Source organism: Rhizobium sp. Leaf453 (assembly GCF_001425605.1).
Taxonomy (GTDB): domain Bacteria; phylum Pseudomonadota; class Alphaproteobacteria; order Rhizobiales; family Rhizobiaceae; genus Pararhizobium.
The window spans coordinates 1-21646 of sequence record NZ_LMRG01000029.1 but is presented as its reverse complement, the minus strand read 5'-3'; the positions used below and the strand labels follow the sequence as shown (position 1 = coordinate 21646).

Genomic DNA, 21646 nt, shown 5'->3' with positions numbered 1-21646 from the left:
GCGCGCCGTAACATCAGACTCACTGCATACCTCATTCCCGGCCGTCCGAGAATATCGCGAGTCGGGTCCGCGAGATGTCCCCTTACATGGGAACGCGCATCGTCACCTTCTTCGGGCGCCCGCCATTGCCGGGGATCAGCACGGTAACGACGCATTGGCCATCGCTGGTAGGCTGGGCGGACAGCAGTTCCCCCCCGGTTTCCGCCACCACTTCGGCTGCCGCCTGGCCGCAATCGCCGTCCACGACGACAACCATCGATGGCACATCAATCGCCGGCGGCGCGAATCCGGTCAGACCCGCTGCAAGCGTTGCTATGATCAAAGGTGAAGACATGAACGCACTTTCGGCTCGAAAAACATGGGTGACTTGGGAAGCATCACTGTAAATTCAATAAACGATACAGTCTGAATGGCAAATGAATGTCGGGATAACGCTCTGTTTTGATCCATATGGATCGCGTTATCGTAATCGCGTCCGCGCCGAAATTCGGCCCCAGATCGCAACCAGCCCGCCGATGGCAGCGGCAAGCGCGGTGAGCCCGTCCACAATCCCGCTCTGATCGTCCGGCGCGATATCCAGCCCGAACAGATTGCCGCAGGAGGCAAGAATCGCGACAACGCCGCCCCAAACGGTTTTCGACAGGTACCAGTTCTTCAATTCGTTCATTTGACGCTCCTTTAGAAAAATATCGGCTGACATCACAGCGCCAGCACGGCCTGCGCCGGTACGCCGAGCGCAACCTTTTCGCCTCTCTGGCGCACCCGTACGGACAGGCTCGTTTGCGTCGAACCGAAATCCGCAAGCTCCAAAGCGGGCGCATATTCGAGAACAGGTTCAGTCACATCGACCCGGCGCTTGACCGTCCCGCCATCGAGGATTTCAACGCGATAGCGTTCCACTGGCTCGTCGAACGCGATATCGCCGTCGAGCCAGTGATCGGCCGCCCGTCGGGCACAACGGGTCCACTGAATTCGAACCGCCCCGGTCTCCAGTCGCCGGGCCTTCAAATGCACCGGCGCGATCGGCGTTTCGGCCCTCAGCCCCCCGGCAAAAGCGAACGGGCCTTCCGCTGCGCCCGCTACCCCTCCCGCATCGATCATCCAGTTCATGACCCGGCCCACCTCGTCCGCACTCAGCCCGAGCGGCCTCACCGCACCATTGAGCAGCACAACAGGCGTGCCGGCTGCGGCACCGGCCGACATCGCATCCGTGGTCCCATGCAGACAGCGCAAGAGCCCGGAAAGCCGCCAGCGACCGCTGGCGATTTCCGTTGCCCCGCGAAACCCGATAATTTCCCAGACGCCATTGGCGGCAAGAACCGCGATCCGGTTCTGCCCGTTCAACACCGCCGTCCGGCCCGCCGACGACAGCCCGCCGAAATGCAGATCGAGCGTCAATGTCCATGAACCGTCGAACCGCCCCGGCACGCCCGCACCAAGCGCCTCCGTCAGGACACCCGTCTGCGCCGGTTGATCGAGCCGTGCTCGCGCCCTGTATCCTTCCGTCGTCGCCGACGACGACAGCATCACCGAATGCCATGGACGCGCAAACACCGCCCCGCGCGCAAAACTTGCCGCCTCGCCATCCTCGTATTGAGGCAGGTCCATCAAATGGACGATCGGTGAAAATCCATCCGAGGGTTTTCGAGGCGGATCAACCAGACGCGGCGGCACGCTTCGCCCGCCACCGCTCGAAGGCACATAGGCCCGCGCCTCGACCGCCCTGACTGCGCCATCCTCGATCCGCCCGACGATGAAATGCCCGGCAGGCCCGTCCTCGAAGGCAATCACATCCCCCGGTTCCAGCTCGATGTCTGCCGGAGACAGGGAAAACCGGACACTGCGCCGTGATACCTGATGATCCCGAAGCGCATCCTCGACCGCCGATGCCGCCGCGCCCTCATGCAACGTGCCCGGCAGCGAAAGCCTCAACACCCGGTCATTGGCGGGCGAGACCCGCCGCGACTTTGCCGTCGTCTGTCCATAGGCGTTGGCAGGATCGAAATGATCGAGGATCGCCTCGCTGCCAAAATCGCTGTCATGGCCACGTGCCTCCTCGAAAAGCGGCTGCTCATCCATATCGGCCAGTACGGATACAATCGTCGGCGAACCCGCCTGTTTCATCCGCGAGCGAAACTGCAGAACCCCTCCCGTCTCCACCGCATCGATCTGCAGCGCTGCCATCAGAGGCTCCAGCACATCGCGGGCCGACGCCTGTTCCGATTGCACATATCCACCGAGATCACCGCTGACGAGATCTGTATTGCCCGCCTCGAAGCCATGATCGGCAAGAACAGCGGCAATCACATCCGCCGCCGTCGATGCGCCGAGCCGGCCATTCAGCCAATGCCCCACCTGCCAGTTGTCACCATCCGACCAGAGCTTCGTATCCTCCGGAAAGGCCGGCAACGGCCGAGCGTCCCAAGTCCAGACGAAGATATGATCGGGATCGACACAGTCCGGCGCATCCGGCCCGTCCCAGAACGCATACTGCGCCTCCAGAAACCGCCGCTGCATCGCATCCCGCCGCGCACCATTGGAAAAATACGGCACGGCCGTTTCCGAAGATTTCGGATCGGTGAACACATTCGGCTGGTTCGCCCCCTTGTCGATCGCCGGGCAGCCAAGTTCCGTGAACCAGATCGGCTTGCTGCCGGGAACCCAGGCCGTCGGCAGAGCCTGCTCGACGCCACCGATCCGGTCATGATGTGCCTGCCCCCACCAGTTGGCGATATCCTTATAGCGATAAACCCAATCCTTCCCCGCCAGCCCGTCGCTGATCGGCGTCCGAACTCGGGCTCGCCGGTCGGCATCGCCGGCATAGTACCAGTCATAACCCTCGCCCGATGCCACCATCGCCCGCATCGCCGCTGCATCGTCAGCAACCCGGAAACCATCCGGATTTCCCTCGACGAGATCGCCGTCCCGACAGTCGGACAGCGGCATATAGTTGTCGATCCCCACGGCATCGATTGCCGCCGACGCCCAGAGTGGATCGAGGTGGTAATACACCTCGCCCGAGCCATCCGCCGGGTGATAACCGAAATACTCGCTCCAGTCGGCGCCATAGGTCAGCTTCGTCGATGATCCAAGGACCGCCCGGACATTGGCGGCAAGCGTCACGAGTTGCTCGACGAAAGGAAACGCACCGGCCCCATCCCGCAATTGCGTGAGGCCTCGCAGTTCCGAACCAATGATGAACCCATCGACCCCGCCGGCCACCTGCGCCAGCAGCGCGTAATGCAGGATCAGCCGCCGATAACCTTCATCCTCTGCCGTGGAAACCACAGAGGTTCCCGAAATATCAAAATCCGCTGCAGTCGCAGCCCCACAGAAAGCCTCGACCTGCGTGCGCGCGGCGCTGGTCTTGTCAGCACTTGCGGCCTGCCCCGGCGCCGGATGCGCGGTGATGCGTCCGCGCCAGGGATAGGCCGGCTGTCCCGTCCCGCCATAGGGGTTGGTCAGCGTGTTTCCGGCCGCAATATCCATCATCACGAACGGATAGAGATAGACCTTCAGCCCGCGCGCCTTGAGATCGGCGATCGCCGCCACGACGCTCCCGTCGCTCGGCGTCCCTCCATAGGCCGGCCCGCCGCCATTCTGGCTGACCACGGACGCGCCACCGCGACCGATGCCCGATACCGACCAGGTCCGGCTTTCATCCTCGCGAACAGCCGTCTCGACGCCCGGCACGATCCGGCAATGCCCGGCCCGAAGATCGGTCCCGAACCAGGAAACAACCAGCGCCACCCGCTCGAGATTGGGGCAAAGCGCCTGCAATTCGTCAAGCGAGGCCTGCCAGTCGGACCCGGCATGAAACACATTGCGGTTGATCAGCCGGCTTGTGCCCGCCCCCGTCTTTTCCTTCACCACGCGCGGATCATAACCATGCTCGCTCGATCCCGGAATGATCGTCACCGCCCGGATCGCCGTTTCCACCCCACCGACCGGCCGCAGCACCTCGAACTGGATCAGCGGCATGCGGTTGCCATATCCATCGAGCGGAAAGCGCTCGAACACGGCATAAGCCAGCCCGCGATAGGCCGGCGCCTTACCCACACCCTGCTTCGCCTCGATCAGCGGATCTGGCATCTGGTCCTGCGTCCCATGGTGAATGCGCATCTCGATACCGGTCAGGTCGAGTTCGCGCCCATCCGCCCAGACCCGCCGCACATGGGCAATCTCGCCTTCGCAGATCCCGAGCGCGAAATTGGCGTAATAGCGAAACGTCTCCACTCTCGGTCCGCTCGCCTTGCCCCCACGCCGCTCGACCCGAACCTCCTCCTCGAACCGCGTCGCCCAGATCAGCGTCCCACCGACCCGCACCGTGCCATAGGCGCGAGTGATCGCCGTCCCCTCGTCGGCTCCGGGAATGCGCGCATTCCCCAATCGCGCGCCGGAGACCGTCGTCATGCCGCCGATGATCGACCGGTCGACGACGGAACCCGCCAGCGCACCGGCCGCCCGGCCAAGGATCGCCCCGACAGGACCGAACACGCCGCCGAGTGCCGCACCCGCCGCCTGCAGAAGTATGGTCGCCATGGATATCAGGCCTTTTCAGGAAAACGGAAAACACCGGCAATCCGCCGGCGCCAGGAGGGAACGAGCGGCGAGCGGATCACCGCTGCCTGCTCATAGGCATGGATGAACCGGTCATCGCCACAGGCAATCCCGGCATGCTTGGCCGCCAGATCCGGCCGCCAACGAAACAGAATAAGATCGCCCGGTCGCATCTCGCTCAAAGGTAGCACTTCGCCAAAATGCCGAAGCGCTGCCGCAAACAACCGATCCTCCCCGCCACGCTCCGCCCAGTCCGGCTGATAGGCCGGCGGCAATTCCGGCTCGCAGCCGTAAAGCTCCCGCCAGACACCACGCACCAGCCCCAGGCAATCGCACCCCACATCCTTGAGGCTCGCCTGATGCCGATACGGCGTCCCGATCCAGCTCTCGGCCAAAGCGACAACCTGTAAATTAGGCGGTCGCCTTCCCTCTTCTCCCCGGCGGGGAGAAGGTGGCCCGGAGGGCCGGATGAGGGGGGCGTCAGCCCCAAAACCCAAGCTCGGATGCCCTGACCGGTTCTCACTCATAAAGCGCCCGCCCGTCATGCACAGTGTCACCGTCAGCATAACCAAACGCGAAATCCGATCCCGGCATATGCGGAAACCCGCGAAAATTCAGAATGTTGGAAAACGTCGCCCCACAGGTCGCAAAGCGCTTGTCACACCCCGCCGTCACCATGAACGTGTCGCCCACCGCCAGCGGCAAGGGCGGCGGCAGCCAGAGTGACAGCGTCACCCCATCCCCATCAACACGGTGATCCTCGACATCGACCGCATGCCCGGCATTCGCGCCTGCGGTGAACCGGAACACACCCTGCCGGTAAAACCCGGCAATCGCCGCATCCAGTCCCGACACCCGCACCTGTGTCTCGCTGAGGACGGCAGTGACTGTTCCGGTTCCCCGATAGGCCGGGCTGCTCAGATCGACCTTGCACCGCCCGTCGCCCAGCACCGCATCGCAGCGCCGCCCATAAATCCGTCCTTGCACCTGATCCAGCCGATGCGTCAGCCGCCGCAGTTCGGCGCGAAACGCGCCGCCCGCCCTTACCACCTCGCCGACCTCCTGCACCCTGAGCAGGATATGCTGGTCCGGCGCCTGCCAGTTGACCTGAAACACCTCGACCTTCGCCCCGTCATATCGCCCGGCGATCACATCCGCTTCGGTAATGGCCACATTCGAAAATCCGCCGCTGACCTCCCCCGCCTCGACGGACAGTCCACTCGCCGCCTCGCTGTCGGCGGCCTCGAAGCCACTCGCGGCAAGAAAACCCGTGCCTGCGAACGTCAGGTCGTGGCCATGCTCGGTAAAACCCAAAACCACCCCGTCCCGGCGCGTCACCCGCCAGCAGTGGCACATCGTCGTGGCGTCGCCGGCCAGATGCTCGGCGAGTGCTGCGGGAAGCGTTCTCATGGCTTGATCTCCACCAGCGGAATGGACGGAATGCGACCGGCCTGGAATTGCGCCAGATCGACATCGATCCGGTCGGTATCGAACCGCACCGGCACGTCGAATTCATAGCCAGCCCGCACCACCGCACCGCCGGCCGGAATCTTCCCCGGCACGAAGGTCACCCGCCCGCTCGCCGCATCCAGCGTAAAATCCGCTGGCGCCGCCGCGACGCCCCCCACCGATACGAGCACCGTTCCAGCCACCGGCTTGGCAATATCGCGCACGCTCGCCCCACCGGCATCGCCATAGGTCTTCACCAGTTGAAACACGGCCGTCACGCCGTCCCCCGTCCCGATCACCTGGTCGGCTGGAGTGACCGTCGCATCCGGCGCGCAGGATTTGAAATCTAGCGGATCGCGAAACCGGAACCCGTAAAGCTGCCCGGCGCGCGCCTCGAAAAACGCCAGAACCGCATAGAGATCGCCGATCGACCGGATGCCCGACCCCGCATCGTAATGCCGCCGCGCATCGCGCCAGCGCCGGTTGCGGTTCTCGCGGCCATTGGAAAGACTGACGATATCCGTCCGCCTGACCGGCCCCCCGCTGGTACCAAGCGCCAGCCGCAAGGGAAACCGGACATCGTGAAATCCTGTCGGCATGATGTTTTCCGTGTGTGAAATTGGATGCTGAGTATTGGTTGCCGTCGGCTGTCGTATTGGCAACGGGGCGCAAGGCCATCGCCCGCGCCCCGTATTCCCCGGCAGGCTCTCAAGAGTTGCCAGGGGAGCCTGTCAGAGACGGGTGTTGCCCCGTCTCTTCAAAATGCAAGCCCTTGGTTCAGGAACCCATCCGCTGCCGTTTAGGCGCTCCTTTGGTAGCCGATAGACCCTCTCAACCGGGTCGTATTTGTCAGGTTGGCATTCGTGAGGCTTGAAATCCCCGTTGCCACCGTCTGGTCCAGTCGAAGAATCCCCCCACTGGCCCTGGTCAATACCGTTCCGGTAAGGCCGGTGGCGGCAGTCAGGGCCATCGATCCGACGGACAGACCCGTTTGTGCGAACGGAAGTCCCACGATCGATACCGCGCCGGTGGCCGACCCCTTGCTTGACAGGGTGAGGTCAAAATCAACGAAGACACGGTCTTCGTAGACGGTGTACGAACCCGTTGCGGTATCGGTGGTGATACCGGTGCCGGAGTCGGCGATGTTGAGAACCGGTGTCCAAGTGCCCGACAAGAACACGCCCGAACCAACGCCGTCCACATTGCCGAAAGCAAGAACCGGCTTGCCGTTCGTCAATGTCGCGACCTGCAGCTTGCTCGTCGGCGTGCCCGAGAAGATATTTCCGGTCAGTTCCGCCGACTGCACCTCCGCCGCCACGACCAGGTTGACCGATATGGACTTGCTGTCTTCAAAGCGGCAGGCACGAACGGCCAGAGCGCCTGCATTGGCGATAACGTCGCGTGTCGCGAGGGTTGCATCCGTAACGGCGGTTGCGGCGGCAGAAGAACCACCGCCGCCACTAAACGAAACCGCAGGTGCCGTTGCGTAACCAGATCCCGGATTTGTCACTGCAACGCCAGCGATCTTTCCCGCATTGCCGCCAGTCCCGAGGATAGCAGTGCCAACGGCGCCGCTTCCGCCACCTCCGGTAAAGAGAACCGTTGGCGCCGACGTATAGCCGGATCCCCCATTCGTCACATCGATGCTGGACAATCCTCGCCTTGCACGGCGCAACCCGTTGTTCGAAAAGATCGCCCCATTGATGTCAATACTGGATTTATCGCCGGCATTGCCCAGGATGCCGTATTGGCCGCCGCCTCGGAACAATCCACCCCTGACCTTGAGAAGGGTGTTGTTGTTGTCGATGCTTCGGGTACCACCCGTGAAGGTGCAATCCTCGACCACGACATCCGAGCGGTGATCAAGGAAGAACGTCTCGCCGCTGGTGGAGGCGGCCGGCAAAGGGGTCACTTTCAGGACCGCGTCGCCCGTTTCGCCGTATTCCGCCACATAGACCACCCCGCCGGAATAGGTGAGTTTGTCACCGCGGTTGTAGCGGGTCGGCAGACCAGCGGGCACGCTCAGCGAGGTCGCCCCGATTGCCGTCACGCCGGAGGTCACGGTACTGCGAATGTCCCCGTCGGTGAAAAGAACCGACGAACCGACCTCGATGCTGCGCTCCTCCATCAGGCATTTGTCGAACTTGACGCTGTTCACCGCATCGACCACGGATCCACCGAGAAACGCGCAGGATTCGAACAGGAAGTTGCCGATACAATTCTGCATGGTGAGCGCAAGAACGCCGTCGCGGCCTTCTGCGTAAACGTTCCGGAAGGTAAAATCGCCCCAGAGATTTCTCAGCCAGATCTGCCTGACATACGGTGTCGTCGATGGTGGCGTGGATGGACCTGCGTCCCACACCAGGCCGTCGATCAGGACGTTCTTCCATTCAAACTGACGACGTCGAGGCTGAACGCGTCCTGCGTAATGCACGTCGGAATAATTGGCGTAGTCCGCGAGATCGGCGTCGCTTTGTTTGCTGGTCGAAAATCCGGAGCAATCAATGACGGTGACCGCGTTTGCGCCGGTGCCGGTAATGAGCTTGGCCCGGACATTCTTCATCGAGAAACCATCGTAGACGCGGCCGAAGTCGTCCGGATGCGCAAAGGTCTGGCCTTCGTCGCCGATCGGCAGGTCGAACAACTGCCCCCCCGAAACCGGACCCTGATAATCGATGCCATCGATGTCGATCGAATAGGAAGCGGAGCACGCGATCAGCCGGCCCGTGTTTCTCAGGCGGCAGTTGCGCACACGAACGTTATTCGGGTGGTAGCTGTATTTCCCCGTCGAAAACTTTGACTGCCGCAAGCCCGAATAGGTGGTTCCGTTGCTGGTCGCCGAGCCGGACGAACTGGTGATGATTTCAGCATTCTGGAACGTGCCGGAAACAGCTGTCAGAAACAGGGTCCCCGTACTTCCGTTATCGATCTGGCCGGCAATTGTCGCCGTGGCGCCAGAATCTCCGCCCTTGATCTGTTGCCCCACACTGAAATTCGCGGATTGGGACAGGAAGTTCAGGGCCGTGACAAACACGATGCCGTCCGCTGCTATCGAGAAACCAGGGCCGGTGATTGTCTCGTTATTCGCAAATGTGCCGAGGACCTTCTTGATGTAGATGATGCCGCTCGTCGCACCAGGTGCGTCCAGATCAATCGCGACGAGATAGGCTGTCGCGCCGGCCGAGCCGGTGATCGTGATGCCGGGAACTGGCGCTGTCCCGGTCAAGTTGTCGAATTTCAGCGCACCTGTGCTGACACCGTGAGAATGGGCTCCCCAATGCGTCAATACCGCATCGCCGTGCGAGCCGTCATCAGGAATTGCCCCTGCCCCGATGAAGTCGATGTTTTCGATCAGCACATGAGAGGTGCGCGCCATCACGGCAATCGCATGTGCGGACTTGGAACCCGTTTCACGGGTCAGAGTCACGTCTCGAATGACGATGTTCTTGACAAGCGCCGGCTGGGGGAGATCGGGATTGACGAACCATTCACTGATGGTGATGCAGGTGCCGCAATGGCCGGAGCCGTTCGTCAGTGCCGTCGAGGCATTGGCGGAAATGGTAAAACCACAAACCGTCACGTCCGAATGAAGAATGAACAGGCCCTCCTTCGCGTTGCTGTTGTTGATGATCATCTTCACGTCGCGGCTCGTACCCCGGATCGTGACGGGGTATTCGACGCGCGGTGTCGATGACATGCGGTATGGGCCGTGGCGAAGAAGCAGTTCGCCGCCGTCAGAGCCGAGAAACGCCAGTGCATTGTGAAATGGTGTCAGATCATCATCCGTGCCGTTTCCCTTGGCGCCAAACTGCTCGATGGTGATTTCCTGATCCCGCGATAGCGCCCACCAGCCGCCGTTTGTCGAATTGGTCGTACCGTCTGGAAGAAACTGATCGGTGCTTCGAAATTTTCCCTGGTGTGACGGTTGGGAGCTGACACGGACGTAGGTGCCACCGCCACTCAGGCTGGAAGGCACGCCGTAGTTCGGAGCGTAAAATTGCACGTCGACGTGTTTTACGTCGACCGCAATCGATGAGGCTGTAGCTTCAGCAATTGAGACAAATGCGACTTGATTGGACATGACTTCTCCTTTTGATTTAAACACTTGCAATTAAACGTGTGAAATCAGTCGGCTTGCGCATTTCGTTCGCAAGTCGCCAGCTGTTTGATGTCTTGAATGTGTTTGTGGCGGTCTCTACCTCACCACCGAACCTTACGCGCCGGATCCAGCATCGCCGCAGCGCGGACACATCGCCCGCGCGTTATCGCCGTTCGTAGCGGTGGCTTTGGCTCGCCACTGTATGTCGCCTGCCACGTCAGCAAACTGTGCCGTCGGCCCCAAAGCGTTTCTGCGATGCCGTGAGTAAGCGAGAGATGAACGCAGAAATCCCCTAAATCCCCCGCCGCCCGCGTCCGACCGTCCGCGTCAGCATAGCCGCAATCTGCCCCTCCGATTTGCGAAAGCTCTGCACATCCGGCGTCGTCACATTGAACACGACATTCATCGCCGCCCCACCAGCCGATGACGCCACACCGAGCACACCATCGGCGCCGCGTTTCAGCGGCAGGATCGCCTCTGCCCCCGCCTCGCCCATCAGCCCCGTCTGACCGTTCATCGGAAAGTAGGTCGGCGCTGACACCACGCCGCCAGCGGCAAAAGGCGTGACCCGGCCCGGCACGCCGCCGTCGGCAAACGCCGTCACACCGCTGGCAACTCCACCTGTAAGCCCGGACAAAAGGGAACCGAACGCCCCTTCCAGCGGCTTCAACCCCGCCGAAAGCGCGACCTCCGTCAACCGCAAGCCCGCACTACGCAGCACATCCTCCAGCCCCCTGCCGCCCCGCGTCGCCGATGCCAGCGCCCCGGTCAGCGCCGAGCCGAACGATCGCGACCTTTGCTCGAGATCATCGAGCACATCACGCAAGGCCGCTGCATCGTCTGCCGCCTCGGCAAAATCCATCTCATCATCCGCCACGTCCATCTCCTTTCAATCATTCATCCGCGATACAGCAGGCCGCGACAAAGTGCGGACCGCCAAACACCTACTCCCTACTCCCTATTGCCTTCGCGCCCCTCATCCGGAAACGCCCGCATCAAATCCTCGAGCCCCGGCCGTCCCGGCCCCGCCGCCCGCGGCCGCAAGCCGCCGAGCGCCGCCTGCATCTCGCGCGGCGTCATCGCCCAGAAATCCCTTGCCGGCAGCCGCAGCAGGCAGAGCCCGGCATGCATCACCGCATGCCAGGGAAACGCCGGCGGCAGACCGGCCCCACCCGCTGCGGCGCTCAAGGGTCCGGCATGTCCTCCGCGCTTCCGAATGTTGCCGTCAGAAGGTCCCCCGTCAGTCGCGCGAGACCCGCCAGACCACCCTCGACGCTCATGCCCGCAATATCCTCGTCAGAGACCAGATTGCCGCCGCCGCGAAGGCCAGCGCCGAGAATGCGGATCATGTCCTCCGCCTTCAGTCGCCCGGACGAAAACCGCGCCGCCAGCGCCAGCAAGTTTTCTGCGGCAAAGGCCGTTTCCAGTTCCGCCAGGCTGCCGAGTGTCAGGCAGAGGATCCGCCGCTCGCCATCGATCACCGCCTCCACTTCGCCTCGATGCCGGTTGGCGCGCACTGTGGCCACAACGTGCCGCATGACCATCACAGCGCCACGAAGGTCAGGGCGCCCGCCGATTCCAGCGCCGCCTCGAACAGGATTTCGCCATTGTACTGCCCGGAATATTCCAGCGCCGTCAGCTGAAAGGCCCCGGACAGCGTGCCGAAATCGGGGATGATGATCTGCCAGTTGAGGATCGATCCGTTGAAGAAGGCGGCACGCACGAGCGCGTCCGAACTTTGGTCCTTGAAGATGCCCGCACCCGAAACTGATGCCCGTTGCACGCCTGCGCCTCCCAGCAACTCGCGCCAGCGCCCCGTCGATTCCGCGTCGGTCGCATCGACCGTTTCGGCATTGAACGCCAACCGCTTGGACCGAAGCCCCGCCACCGTCACGTAACTGCCGCCATTGTCGATCTTCAACAGAAGATCCTTCCCCTTCTGGGCCACCATGTCCTGATCCTTTCAGAAAACAAAAAAGGCGCCCGTTCAGGCGCGCGCCAAATCATCTTGCAGGTCGTTTAACGTCACTCCGTCACCGCGCGGAAAAGCATCTCCGCCACATGCCCCTTGGCCTTGGCCTCGCGCGCCACCCGCGTTCGCCGGTGAAGCAGGCTGATCAGCGAAAAACCGTCGAGTTCAAGATCGGCATCATCCAGCAAGTGCCGAACGCGCGCCGTGATCGCCTGGGCCGTGAGATTGCCACCCTCGCCGGCGCGTGCCTCAATCGTCACCCAATGCTCCTCTCCCGGCTCACTTGCCGTCGAAGCATCCCGGCTTTCGATCGACGCGATGAACACGTAGGGTCGATCCATCCGCATCTGCAGGTGATCCCGCACGCCATCGCTGCCGATCAGTCCGGTCAACGCACCATCACTGGAAAGCCTCAGGAAAATCGCCTTCTGCAGGGCCGCCGCCGCGCTCATCGGCCCTCCTCCGTGCAGCGGCATACGAGATAGCGCCGTGTCTCGTCCGGATCGGAAAAGGCCCGGATCACGAAAACCCGCCCGCCCTTGCGAAACCGCATGCCGGCGCCAATATCGTTGCGAAAGCGGATCCAGATCCGATGCGTCACGGCAAAGCCCGCTTCGTCCGCCACCTCCCCCACTTCAACCGCAACCGGCTCGATCCGCGCCCAGACGGAGCCTGTCACGGCGTACGCGGTGACAACACCGCCCTGCCCGTCACCCGTGTCGCTGCGCATCTCCAGATCCAGCCGCGCCGAAAATTGCCCCGGATCGAGTATCCTCGCCACCATGGTCAAAGCCCCCGGCGGCAGAACGGCACAATCAGCCTGTCGTACCCGGCAGGCACTGCCGCCGGCTGATCGTTCGTCGAAACCGCACCGCGAAACTCGTAAAGCAGTGCGGCATGCAACAGCATTGCCCTTTTCAGCGTGTCGGGAACATCCGTCCCCGTCGCGCCGAAACCTGCGGAAAAATCGATCTCGATCCCGTTGATCACCTGCCCCGGCACCGGCTGTTGCGGCAGCACCAGCCGGGCCGGTCGGGCCTGTCCATCGAGCACGAAACCGGATGTGTCGATCTCCTGCGGCATCCCCGCCGCATCATAAAGAGTAACCGCTTCAATCGTTTGCACCGGCCCCCTGCCAATCTGAATCACGCGGGACGACGGCCAGTTGTCGAGATACAGGCGAAACGTCCGGGCCAGCAGCGCCAGTCCCGTCTGCCGCTCCAGATGTTCGCGCACGGTGCGGATGAGCTCAGCAATCATCGTGTCGTCGGCATCGGTCTCGACGCGCAGATGCGCCTTCGTCTCGGCAAGCGTCAGCGGCTCGCCGACCGGCGGCGCCAGTTCGGTGATGGTCATGGAAATCTCCGTGAGGGAATGAAATGGGTGGACGCAGCGGGAGGGGAGCTGCGTCCACCCTCGCGCACAGGCGGCAGGGAAGACCGCCGGCGCGAATGGTCGTTACCCTTGAGAAAGGGCGTCCTTACGTTTCTTCAAGATGCCGCGAATTTAATCAGCTTGATAGCCTCGAAATTCTGTACGCCACCGCCAACACGCTTCGTCGTGTAAAAAAGCACATAGGGCTTGGCGGAATAGGGGTCGCGCAGCACGCGCACCCCGGTCCGGTCAACAACCAGATAGCCGGCGGCAAAATTGCCGAAGGCGATGGAGGTGCTGCCCGCCGCAATATCCGGCATGTCCTCGGCCTCGGCGATCGGGAAGCCCATCAGCGAAGCCTGCTGCCCAGCAACGGCCGGCGGACGCCAGAGATAGTTACCGTCGGCGTCCTTGAACTTGCGGATTTCCGCCTGCGCCTTGCGGTTCATCACGAAGGTGGCGTTCTGCCGGTGCCCGGCCTTCAGCGCATAGATTGTGTCGATCAGCGTGTCGGAGGGACCGCTCGCCTTGAAGGCGCCGGCGGCGCCCGTGGCGATATAGCCGATATTGCCCCAGGTCCAGCTCGCCTCGGCAACGTTGGTATAGCTCAGGAACCCCTTCGGCTTGTTGGTGCCGTCGCCGGACACGAAGGCCGTGCCTTCCTGCTCGCCGAAAGCGATATCCACCTCGGAGGCGATCCAGTTCTCGATATCGACGGCCGCGTCGTCGAGCAGCGCGGCCGTCGCCGCCGGCATGGCATAGAGTTCCATGGTCGGGAAGGAAAGCTCGGCGAGCTGCGGCGTCGCCGTCTGCGGTCGCGCCGCGGTCTCCGCCACCCATCCGGTCGCCATGCCGGCCAGCGCAAATGGCTTCTTCAGCACGGCGCCGGAGACCTGGCGCACCGTCGCCAGCGCTCGGATCGGCGAAACGACCGACAGCCGGCGGCCGATTTCCGTGTCCGTCTCGTTCGGCACCAGGTAACCACCGTCGCTGGAAGAACCGATGGAAAATGCCTTGGCCTCCAGATCGCGCAGCGCCTGCTCGTCGCCCTTACGGATATAGCTTTCGAACGCCGCCTTGTGCTCCATAACCTCCAGGCTCGTCTCGCCGCTGCGCCCCAGCGCCGGCCGCGCCTTCTTCAGCACCATCTGGTCGATCAGCCGCTTTTGCTCGTCCATGGTACGCGAGATGCGGTCCATCTTGTCGCGGGTAACGACATCGGCCGTCAGCTTGCTTTCCAGTTCACCCAGCCGGCGATCGTTGGTTTCCTTGAATGCCTCGAAGGCACCCATGAATTCCTCGAAGGCAGCCGTCATCGTCTCCGGCGCCGTCTTGATTTCGGGCGCCACACCTGTCGTCTCCGTCATATTCTGATCCTTCTGTCAGAGCTTCGTCATCATCATCCGGGCCGCCCGCCGCATGGTGCGCACGAGCTCCGTTTCCTTGTCGCGGAAGAACCGCGCATTCTTGACATTCGACACGCGCGCCGATGGCAGCATCGGAAAGGTCACGATCGAGATTTCCCAGAGGTCTGCCTGGAGGATGCGGCGGACCCCGGTCTTGCCGTCGGTCCTGGCCTTGACGGTCTGGAAGCCGATCGACAGCCCGTCGAGCGCGCCCGCCTTCATCAGCATGTGGACCTCCTTTGCCCGGGCAACGCCTGGCGAGAGCATGCCCTCGACATAGAGCCCACGCGCATCCTCGCGGATCGTCTTCCAGGCTCCGAGCGGTTCGGACGGATCATGCTGGAACAGCATGCGCACCCCGGACGCGCCGCGCCGCGCCAAAGACTGTGAAAACGCCCCCGGCTCGATTGCATCCTTGCCGAGATCGACCTCGCCAAAGATGCTGGCATAGCCAGAAAACCGTCCCTCCCCGGTCACGCCGGAAAGCGTCAGATTGGCAAACTTCTGCGTTCGCCAGACAGGCATCCTGTCGGTCGTCATGTGTCTCTCCAGATTTTGATGAATTGCGATGGGGCGGATCGCGGATCGCGAAGAGCGAAGAGCGAAAAAGGATCATTAGGAACCGGTCACCGGCATGTTGCTACGCCACGACCCACCCACTCACTATTCGCTACTCACCATTCACTATTCGCTACTTCCCCCGCCCGTACCGCTCCGCAATGCGCGCCGCCGCACCCAGCACCCACCATGCCGAAAGGCTGGCAGCCGCCGATCCGGTCAGCATCACCTCGGTCCCGGACAGCGTGCCGGCGATCCCGAGCCGGGAAACGATCCACAATCCCGCCGGCCCGCCGAAGATCAGCCCGCAGATCAAGCCCGTGAAGAACCGCGACCCCGCCTCGCGCCGCCCCTTCGGCAACATGTAGACCAGCGACACGGCCGCACCCGCAACCGAGCCCAGCCCCTTGGCCGCCCATATCCCTGGGTCGTTGCCAAAATCAGCCATTTGTTAAGCCCTTGATGCTATTGTAGGAATTGACAGAGGATAACGGAACGGCAATCAACTGCCGCAACGAAAGCCACCGCCTGACGCAACGTCAGGACGAGCAAATTTCCGAGTCTTTTGAATCGGTTGTAGCCGGGCGCTCCGAAACTGAGTCATGCAGTTCAGAAATTGAATCAGCCGTCAGGCTTTCGCCGCAGAAATTTGTGCCAAACCACTGACAATATTGGTTCTATTGGACTTCGAACTGATCCGGCAGATCGTCGCCCTGATCCGGTGCGATCGGATTTTGCCGTCCGTGCCGAATGGCGACCACGACGATGACGCCACCCTTTTCGGTATAATCAATGACATAGGGTGCCGATACATATCGCCTCACACCCGGCAACATCGGCACAGCCTGAGCGGATTGCGGATACTCCCCGATGATTTCCGCCACCTTTCGGATTTGACGAACAAGCGCTCTGGCCGCCCGTTTGTCGAACCGACCAAGATAGGCCTGTTCAGCCTTGAGATAAGCCAATGCCCGCTCGGAGAATTGGACTTTCATCAGGCGGCATCATCTTCAGCCAGACGATCAAGCTCGCTGAGCACGACGTCGAGATCATGAACCTTGCCATCCTTGACGTCCCGCAGACCTTGCGCGATCTCCAGGATCTCCGCACCTTCATTGAGGAGATAATACCGCATCGCTCGAACCATCACCCAGCTGCGCGTGCGGTCGGATGCAGCGGCGATCGCCTCGATCTCCTGCAGGAGATCGACCGGCAGACGCAGGGTGATCGGGTCGGATAGAACGGGCTTGGCCATCATCGCCTCCATTTTGTCATACGCCGTATTACAAAATAGCAGCAACCACCTCCGCCCTCAATACCCCACCGCCTGCCGCTTCTCCGCGTCGCTCAGGAAATCCGCGTCCTTCATCCGCGCCCAGACCTCGCTGCGTTCGCCAGTCAGTCCGGTAACCTGGTCGAGGTCCGGCACCAGTTTCACATCTTCGCCGATCCGCCCAGCCAGCCAGCCTGACAAGGCGCCGAACGTCCGGAAAATCATCGGCAGCACGGTCAGCCGGTAGAAGGCACGGTTGGCCTCCTGGTAGTTCGCATAGGTGTTGTCGCCGGGAATGCCGAGCAGCATCGGCGGCACGCCGAAGGCGAGCGCGATGTCGCGCGCAGCACCATTCTTTGCCTCGACGAAATCCATGTCCTTCGGCGAAAGCCCCATCGCCTTCCAGTCGAGCCCGCCCTCCAGGAGCAGCGGCCGCCCTGCCCGCATCGGCCCCGAATAGCCCTCGTCGAGTTCGCTCTTCAGCCGGTCATACTGGTCTGCCGAGAGATTGCCGCCCTCCTTCGGCTGGTAGACCAGCGCGCCTGATGGCCGGGCCGAATTGTCGAGCAGCGCCTTGTTCCAGGTCGCGGCCGCATTGGAAAGATCAAGCGCCATCTGCGCCGCCGCCAGCGGCGGAAAGCCGAGATGGTCGTCGAGCGGATGAAACAGCCTGAGATGCAGCAGCCCATCCTCGCCAGCGGGGATTCGCCGCACGAGATTGCCGACACGATACTCGTAGGCTTCCGGCCAGCCATCCCGCCCTTCGAGAACACGCACCCGATCCGGCCGCAGCAGATGCAGTTCGCGCAGATCGCCGCCGATCCCGGTGCCATCGACATAGGCATTGCCGGACAGAAGCAGATGGCCGTACAGCGTCTCCAGAAAATCCACGCCCGCCATCCGCCCGTTCGGCCGCGCCATCAGCGCCAGTAGCGGATGTTGCGTACGCTCCTCGGTTCCCTCATAGAGCAGCAGCGGCACGCTCGCCGCCGCCTCCGAGATCAGCCGCACAGCGCGGTGCGCCACCGGATTGCGCATGAAGCCCTCGCGCGCCAGCGCCGCATAGGAGCGCCCCGTCCAGTGCGCCCGTCCGTCCTGCGCAATCGCGATGAAGCCGGAGGTCGATTTGGTTTCGCGCACAGGCTCGCTCTCCGCCGCACGACGCCACGGCAGCCGGAATGGATTTTTCATAGGGTCTCGATCCTTGATTGTCTTTCAAATGGGCGCCGCATGGCCCCTTTCCTCTTCTCCCCGCCGGTGAGAAGGCGGCGCGTCGCGCCGGATGAGGGGGCCGAAGGCCAAATCCGCGACCACTCCGTTCAATCCGAAGCCGCCCGTATCGCAGCCCAATACTGCCGCCCGTAACTCGCCACCAGCGCCGCACGATCGCGCCCATTGATGATCCGCCGCGCCCCGGTCCAGTCCTGCCGGGCCGGCGAAAAATAGTCGCCGAGCTTGCGCCCGGTAAACGCCCCGGTCTCCATGCCCCTGAACAGGATATCGACAGCCACATCCGGCTCCATCGCCCGCTCGGGATGATCGACGAGGTCGATACCCGTCATCCGGCTCATGCGCTCATAATTGGCGCGGTGGGTGAGTTGCACCAGCCCGCGCCCCAACCAGCTGCGTCCTTCTTCGTCCCGCCGCCAATAGGGCACGGAGACCGATGGCAGTTTTCCGCGACGCCAGGCGGCATCCAGCAGCGCGATCGCCCGGTCGTCCGTTGCGGCGAATGTTTCGCGCACAGGCTGCATCGTCCGGCCCGTCTCATGATGCGCGGTTGCCAGCATGTAGGCGAGCCAGCGGTTGTCCGGCCCCGTCGTCTGCGCGTCCCACCGGTCAAGTATAAACGACAGACCATCGACCTGCTTCTGGTTCAGGCGCCGGTCGAAAAGTGATGTACGTACCGCTTTGAAGAAGACCGGACGCAGGATCGCCATCTTTCATATTCCCTTGTTAAGCATGCCTCGAAAAAACCTGTCGATCTAAATCGATTTAACCAATTTAAATCGTTTAAACAGTTTAATCACCTGATTTACTTTGTCTTTGGGATGTGAGATCGGAAATCCAGCAATATGATATTGCCCGAGACCGAGGAGGATCGCATGCAAGTCGAACCCAAGAACCCGTCCCAATCTGCCCGCCCGACCATCGACCAGCACATCCTCGACCGCTTCGAGACCGCATGGCATCAGATGCGCTCCAATGCCGCCTCCGCGACCAAATCCTTCCAGCGCGAAGACGACAAGCGCTGATCTCTTTTCCCGCGTTTCATGCCCTCCACAAAGGAACTTTTCGGCCCTCGCCGTGTTTCCGTAGGTTGCAAAAGCAGATTGAGAGGATCGTCCATGCCATCACAGCAGATTTCCCAGGCCCAGTTTGAACGCCTCGAGAACGAATGGCGCCAGTTCCGCGAAAGCGCGACCCCGGCAAAGCCTCCGGTAACAGCCTCCAGCAAATAATCCCGATCACCCGGCGCTCCGACGCCGGTAACGCCCCACCCCAGAGTTGGGAGGCTCGGAGCTTGGCTCCGGGGTGGGGTGCCCTCTTCAAATCCCCCTGACCCGTGGCTCGCCGCCGCCATCCAGCATCAGCGCGGTCAGCGCCCACACCAAGGCGTCGAGCCGGTCCGGCGAGCGGCCGGATGACAGCCCGTCCGGACCGAAATCGCACATCTGGTCCTCGAGCTCCGGAAACGAGGCGGCATGCACCACACGCCCCTGCTCGTAGAGTGCCGCCACCGGCTCGGCCCTCAGCCATTTTCCACGCGAGGCGCGAACCGGCGTCACCGGCAGCCGCGCATCGATACCCTTCAGGACCGCCGCCACCATGTCACCGCCCTGGTTGACCTCGGCGACGATCCGGTCAGCATCGAACCGTTTGTAGGCCCGAACGACAGCGCCCGCCCATCCGGCCGGGCTCGCGCCCTCCACCGAACAGTCCGCCAGCACCACGCCGCGCCCGCTGCGGTCGAGCCCTGCCACGACAATGCCGCAGCAGGAGTCTGCCCCGGCTGCTGCCGGCGGATCGACGGCAACGACGATCCTGCCCAATGGCCCGGTATCGCGCAGCCGCAAGGCCTCGATGCCGGCGCGTGACCAGAGCGCATCCTCACGGTCCTCGATCATTTCGCCATCGAGTTCCTGCCGCCCGAGCCGCGTGCCGCCATAGCGCCCGGCCATGGCGGCGATGAAGCCCGGCGCCAGATTGCCCGCATTATCGCTTGTGCGGATCCTGTGCGTCCGCGTGCCCGGGTCCGCCATCAGCGCCTTCAGCACCGGCACCGGCCGTGGTGTCGTCGTTACCAGCGCGCGTGGATCGGTCCCGAGCCTGAGCGCGAATTGCAGCATGTCCCAGGTTTCCTGCCCGTGTTTCCATTTGCCCAGTTCATCGCACCAGGCATAGTCGAATTGCGGCCCGCGCAGGCTTTCCGGATCTTCCGACGAAAAGATCTGCGCCACCGTTCCGTTCGGCCAGACGAGCCGCCGACGCGACGCCTCGAAATCCGGCCGACGCGAACGGGCGATCCGGCAGATGCCGGAAACACCATCGATCATCACTTCGCGCGCATCGCCCAGCGTCTCCGCTACCAGCGCGATCCGCAAACCCGGCTTGGATGCCAGTTCCTGCACCCATTCGGCCCCGGCCCGTGTCTTGCCGGATCCGCGCCCGCCCATCAGCAACCAGACTCGCCAGTCGCCTTCCGGTGGCTTCTGTTCCTCGCGTCCGGCCCAACTCCAATCGTTGCGAAAACGGATCAGGTTTCGAAAATGTTGGAGACGATCGAAGGACAGACCAGTCGGCTCCGCTTCGACCGCCATTACACCACCGGCATCGTCCGCATCCGCCGTCATCGGCTCGCTATCACCCGGCATGGCTTCCGAAACGCCCATCCGTGTCTCTTGTCCAGCGGGCTCCGTTCCGGCATCCGTGCCCTGCGAGACGACTGATGGTAAGATCACGGATGACAAGCTTGACACAGGCAGGTCAGCCAATTCCGATCCATCCATCCGCACCTTCAAACCCGCCGTGACGCCCTGAATTCCCGCCCGCATGAAACCGAGACGCTCCATTGTCGGCGAATAGAGAACCATCTGTTTTTCAAGCTGGCGCAGTTCGGCATTAAGCTTCAGGCGACCCACGCGCGGCACCCGCCGTACCACCGCCACCTCCCCGGTCGGAAGGCTCGTGTCCATCGCGTCCGTCAGCGCTTGCAGCGCCGGCGGCCTTTCGGGCAGCCCGGTCCTCGATGCGCTGCTCGAATTCGGCAAGCAGGGCTTTGTAGCCTTCCTCGTCAAAGGCGGCTTCTGCCTGTGCCTGTCGATCATGCGCAATCGTCCTTTGCAGGCTGTCGATCTTTTCCAGCGTCCGTACGATCACCGACATCGCCTCGATCGCCGCCTTGGCGTCCGCCTGGATCACCTTGCGGTCGATCTCCTGCCCCTCAGCCTGCGCACTTTCATCGGCAGCGTGTCGCAAGCGCTGGAATTGCTGCATCTGCTCGCGCAATTCCTTCGTCATGCCGTTCAGCATGTCCTGCAGGTCATCGAGCGGCGACACGGCCTCCGCCTTGGTATCGAGGATCACCCGCCGCGCCACATCCTGCAGCGCCGCGTCCTTCTCCGCTCCCAACCCCTCATAAACCGCCGCCTTCGGCCACAGGCCGAACAGCGCCGGATCGAAATCCAGTTCAGACATGATGATTGTCCTTGAAATTCCCGCCGTGAAAACCGGGATGCCCACCGAAATATCGGCATCTTCCCTCTTCTCCCCACCGGGGAGAGCGACTGTCTTTGCTGTCAAGCGCTTTGCCATGGCTTTTCGTCCCGGATGATGGCGTTGAGGATGGTGAGGAGTTTGCGCATGGTTGCGACGATGGCGAGATGGCGTTGAGGATGGTGAGGAGTTTGCGCATGGTTGCGACGATGGCGTTCGCTGCTGATGCTGCCATCGGG

Annotated in this window: 24 protein-coding genes; 1 reads left to right on the top strand and 23 read right to left on the bottom strand. The window is 62.6% G+C overall.

Annotated elements, in window-relative coordinates:
* Nucleotides 1-82: 82 nt before the first annotated feature.
* The 21 genes from ASG68_RS26475 to ASG68_RS26375 form a co-directional block, all read right to left on the bottom strand.
* On the bottom strand, nt 83-334 hold the full coding sequence (locus ASG68_RS26475) for a hypothetical protein (RefSeq protein ID WP_062576123.1): 252 nt from the start codon (nt 332-334) through the stop codon (nt 83-85).
* 126 nt (nt 335-460) lie between these two features.
* Entirely contained in the window at nt 461-667 is a 207-nt protein-coding gene (locus tag ASG68_RS26470) for a hypothetical protein (protein WP_062576122.1), read from the bottom strand.
* A 32-nt stretch (nt 668-699) separates the two neighbouring features.
* The gene (locus ASG68_RS26465; protein ID WP_062576121.1) at nt 700-4542 is read right to left on the bottom strand and encodes a glycoside hydrolase/phage tail family protein; all 3843 of its coding nucleotides are present in this window, start codon (nt 4540-4542) and stop codon (nt 700-702) included.
* 5 nt (nt 4543-4547) lie between these two features.
* Complete coding sequence (locus tag ASG68_RS26460; protein ID WP_062576120.1) at nt 4548-4955, bottom strand: NlpC/P60 family protein; 408 nt, start codon at nt 4953-4955, stop codon at nt 4548-4550.
* 124 nt (nt 4956-5079) lie between these two features.
* On the bottom strand, nt 5080-5970 hold the full coding sequence (locus tag ASG68_RS26455; protein ID WP_062576119.1) for a DUF2163 domain-containing protein: 891 nt from the start codon (nt 5968-5970) through the stop codon (nt 5080-5082).
* A complete protein-coding gene (locus ASG68_RS26450) occupies nt 5967-6608 on the bottom strand; it encodes a DUF2460 domain-containing protein (RefSeq protein ID WP_062576118.1) in 642 nt (213 codons plus the stop codon). The genes ASG68_RS26455 and ASG68_RS26450 overlap by 4 nt, the downstream gene beginning before the upstream one ends.
* Nucleotides 6609-6808: 200 nt before the next feature.
* Nucleotides 6809-10090 carry a hypothetical protein gene (locus ASG68_RS26445; protein ID WP_062576117.1) on the bottom strand — a complete coding sequence of 1094 codons (3282 nt, stop codon included), beginning with the start codon at nt 10088-10090 and terminating at the stop codon, nt 6809-6811.
* 310 nt (nt 10091-10400) lie between these two features.
* Entirely contained in the window at nt 10401-10991 is a 591-nt protein-coding gene (locus ASG68_RS26440) for a phage tail tape measure protein (protein WP_244484342.1), read from the bottom strand.
* A 68-nt stretch (nt 10992-11059) separates the two neighbouring features.
* A complete protein-coding gene (locus ASG68_RS26435; protein ID WP_062576116.1) occupies nt 11060-11296 on the bottom strand; it encodes a rcc01693 family protein in 237 nt (78 codons plus the stop codon).
* Complete coding sequence (locus ASG68_RS26430; RefSeq protein WP_062576615.1) at nt 11293-11646, bottom strand: gene transfer agent family protein; 354 nt, start codon at nt 11644-11646, stop codon at nt 11293-11295. Before ASG68_RS26430 ends, ASG68_RS26435 begins: the two co-directional genes overlap by 4 nt.
* Nucleotides 11647-11651: 5 nt before the next feature.
* Nucleotides 11652-12059 (bottom strand): phage major tail protein, TP901-1 family, encoded by a 408-nt coding sequence (locus tag ASG68_RS26425; protein ID WP_062576115.1) that lies wholly within the window; start codon nt 12057-12059, stop codon nt 11652-11654.
* Between the two features lie 74 nt (nt 12060-12133).
* Nucleotides 12134-12532, bottom strand: a complete 399-nt coding sequence (locus tag ASG68_RS26420) for a DUF3168 domain-containing protein (protein ID WP_062576114.1) — start codon at nt 12530-12532, stop codon at nt 12134-12136.
* On the bottom strand, nt 12529-12864 hold the full coding sequence (locus ASG68_RS26415) for a phage head closure protein (RefSeq protein ID WP_062576113.1): 336 nt from the start codon (nt 12862-12864) through the stop codon (nt 12529-12531). The genes ASG68_RS26420 and ASG68_RS26415 overlap by 4 nt, the downstream gene beginning before the upstream one ends.
* Nucleotides 12865-12866: 2 nt before the next feature.
* Complete coding sequence (locus tag ASG68_RS26410; RefSeq protein WP_062576112.1) at nt 12867-13436, bottom strand: head-tail connector protein; 570 nt, start codon at nt 13434-13436, stop codon at nt 12867-12869.
* A gap of 134 nt (nt 13437-13570) precedes the next feature.
* Nucleotides 13571-14821 (bottom strand): phage major capsid protein, encoded by a 1251-nt coding sequence (locus tag ASG68_RS26405; RefSeq protein ID WP_062576111.1) that lies wholly within the window; start codon nt 14819-14821, stop codon nt 13571-13573.
* A 15-nt stretch (nt 14822-14836) separates the two neighbouring features.
* Nucleotides 14837-15400: an HK97 family phage prohead protease gene (locus tag ASG68_RS26400; protein ID WP_062576110.1), complete on the bottom strand. Its 564-nt coding sequence runs from the start codon at nt 15398-15400 to the stop codon at nt 14837-14839.
* A gap of 151 nt (nt 15401-15551) precedes the next feature.
* Nucleotides 15552-15866 carry a DUF6107 family protein gene (locus ASG68_RS30970; protein ID WP_062576109.1) on the bottom strand — a complete coding sequence of 105 codons (315 nt, stop codon included), beginning with the start codon at nt 15864-15866 and terminating at the stop codon, nt 15552-15554.
* Nucleotides 15867-16095: 229 nt separating this feature from the next.
* The gene (locus ASG68_RS26390; protein ID WP_062576108.1) at nt 16096-16413 is read right to left on the bottom strand and encodes a type II toxin-antitoxin system RelE/ParE family toxin; all 318 of its coding nucleotides are present in this window, start codon (nt 16411-16413) and stop codon (nt 16096-16098) included.
* Nucleotides 16413-16673 (bottom strand): CopG family ribbon-helix-helix protein, encoded by a 261-nt coding sequence (locus ASG68_RS26385; RefSeq protein ID WP_062576613.1) that lies wholly within the window; start codon nt 16671-16673, stop codon nt 16413-16415. The genes ASG68_RS26390 and ASG68_RS26385 overlap by 1 nt, the downstream gene beginning before the upstream one ends.
* Before the next feature lie 57 nt (nt 16674-16730).
* A complete protein-coding gene (locus tag ASG68_RS26380) occupies nt 16731-17882 on the bottom strand; it encodes a phage portal protein (protein WP_062602662.1) in 1152 nt (383 codons plus the stop codon).
* 128 nt (nt 17883-18010) lie between these two features.
* A complete protein-coding gene (locus ASG68_RS26375; protein ID WP_062576106.1) occupies nt 18011-18631 on the bottom strand; it encodes a hypothetical protein in 621 nt (206 codons plus the stop codon).
* A gap of 165 nt (nt 18632-18796) precedes the next feature.
* Between ASG68_RS26375 and ASG68_RS26370 the strand changes: the two genes are divergently transcribed.
* A complete protein-coding gene (locus ASG68_RS26370) occupies nt 18797-18946 on the top strand; it encodes a hypothetical protein (RefSeq protein WP_156373795.1) in 150 nt (49 codons plus the stop codon).
* Between the two features lie 294 nt (nt 18947-19240).
* Here ASG68_RS26370 and ASG68_RS26365 read toward each other — a convergent pair whose 3' ends face one another.
* Nucleotides 19241-20512: a DNA-packaging protein gene (locus ASG68_RS26365; protein WP_156373819.1), complete on the bottom strand. Its 1272-nt coding sequence runs from the start codon at nt 20510-20512 to the stop codon at nt 19241-19243.
* A gap of 301 nt (nt 20513-20813) precedes the next feature.
* On the bottom strand, nt 20814-21389 hold the full coding sequence (locus ASG68_RS26360) for a hypothetical protein (protein ID WP_062602659.1): 576 nt from the start codon (nt 21387-21389) through the stop codon (nt 20814-20816).
* Between the last annotated feature and the right edge of the window lie 257 nt (nt 21390-21646).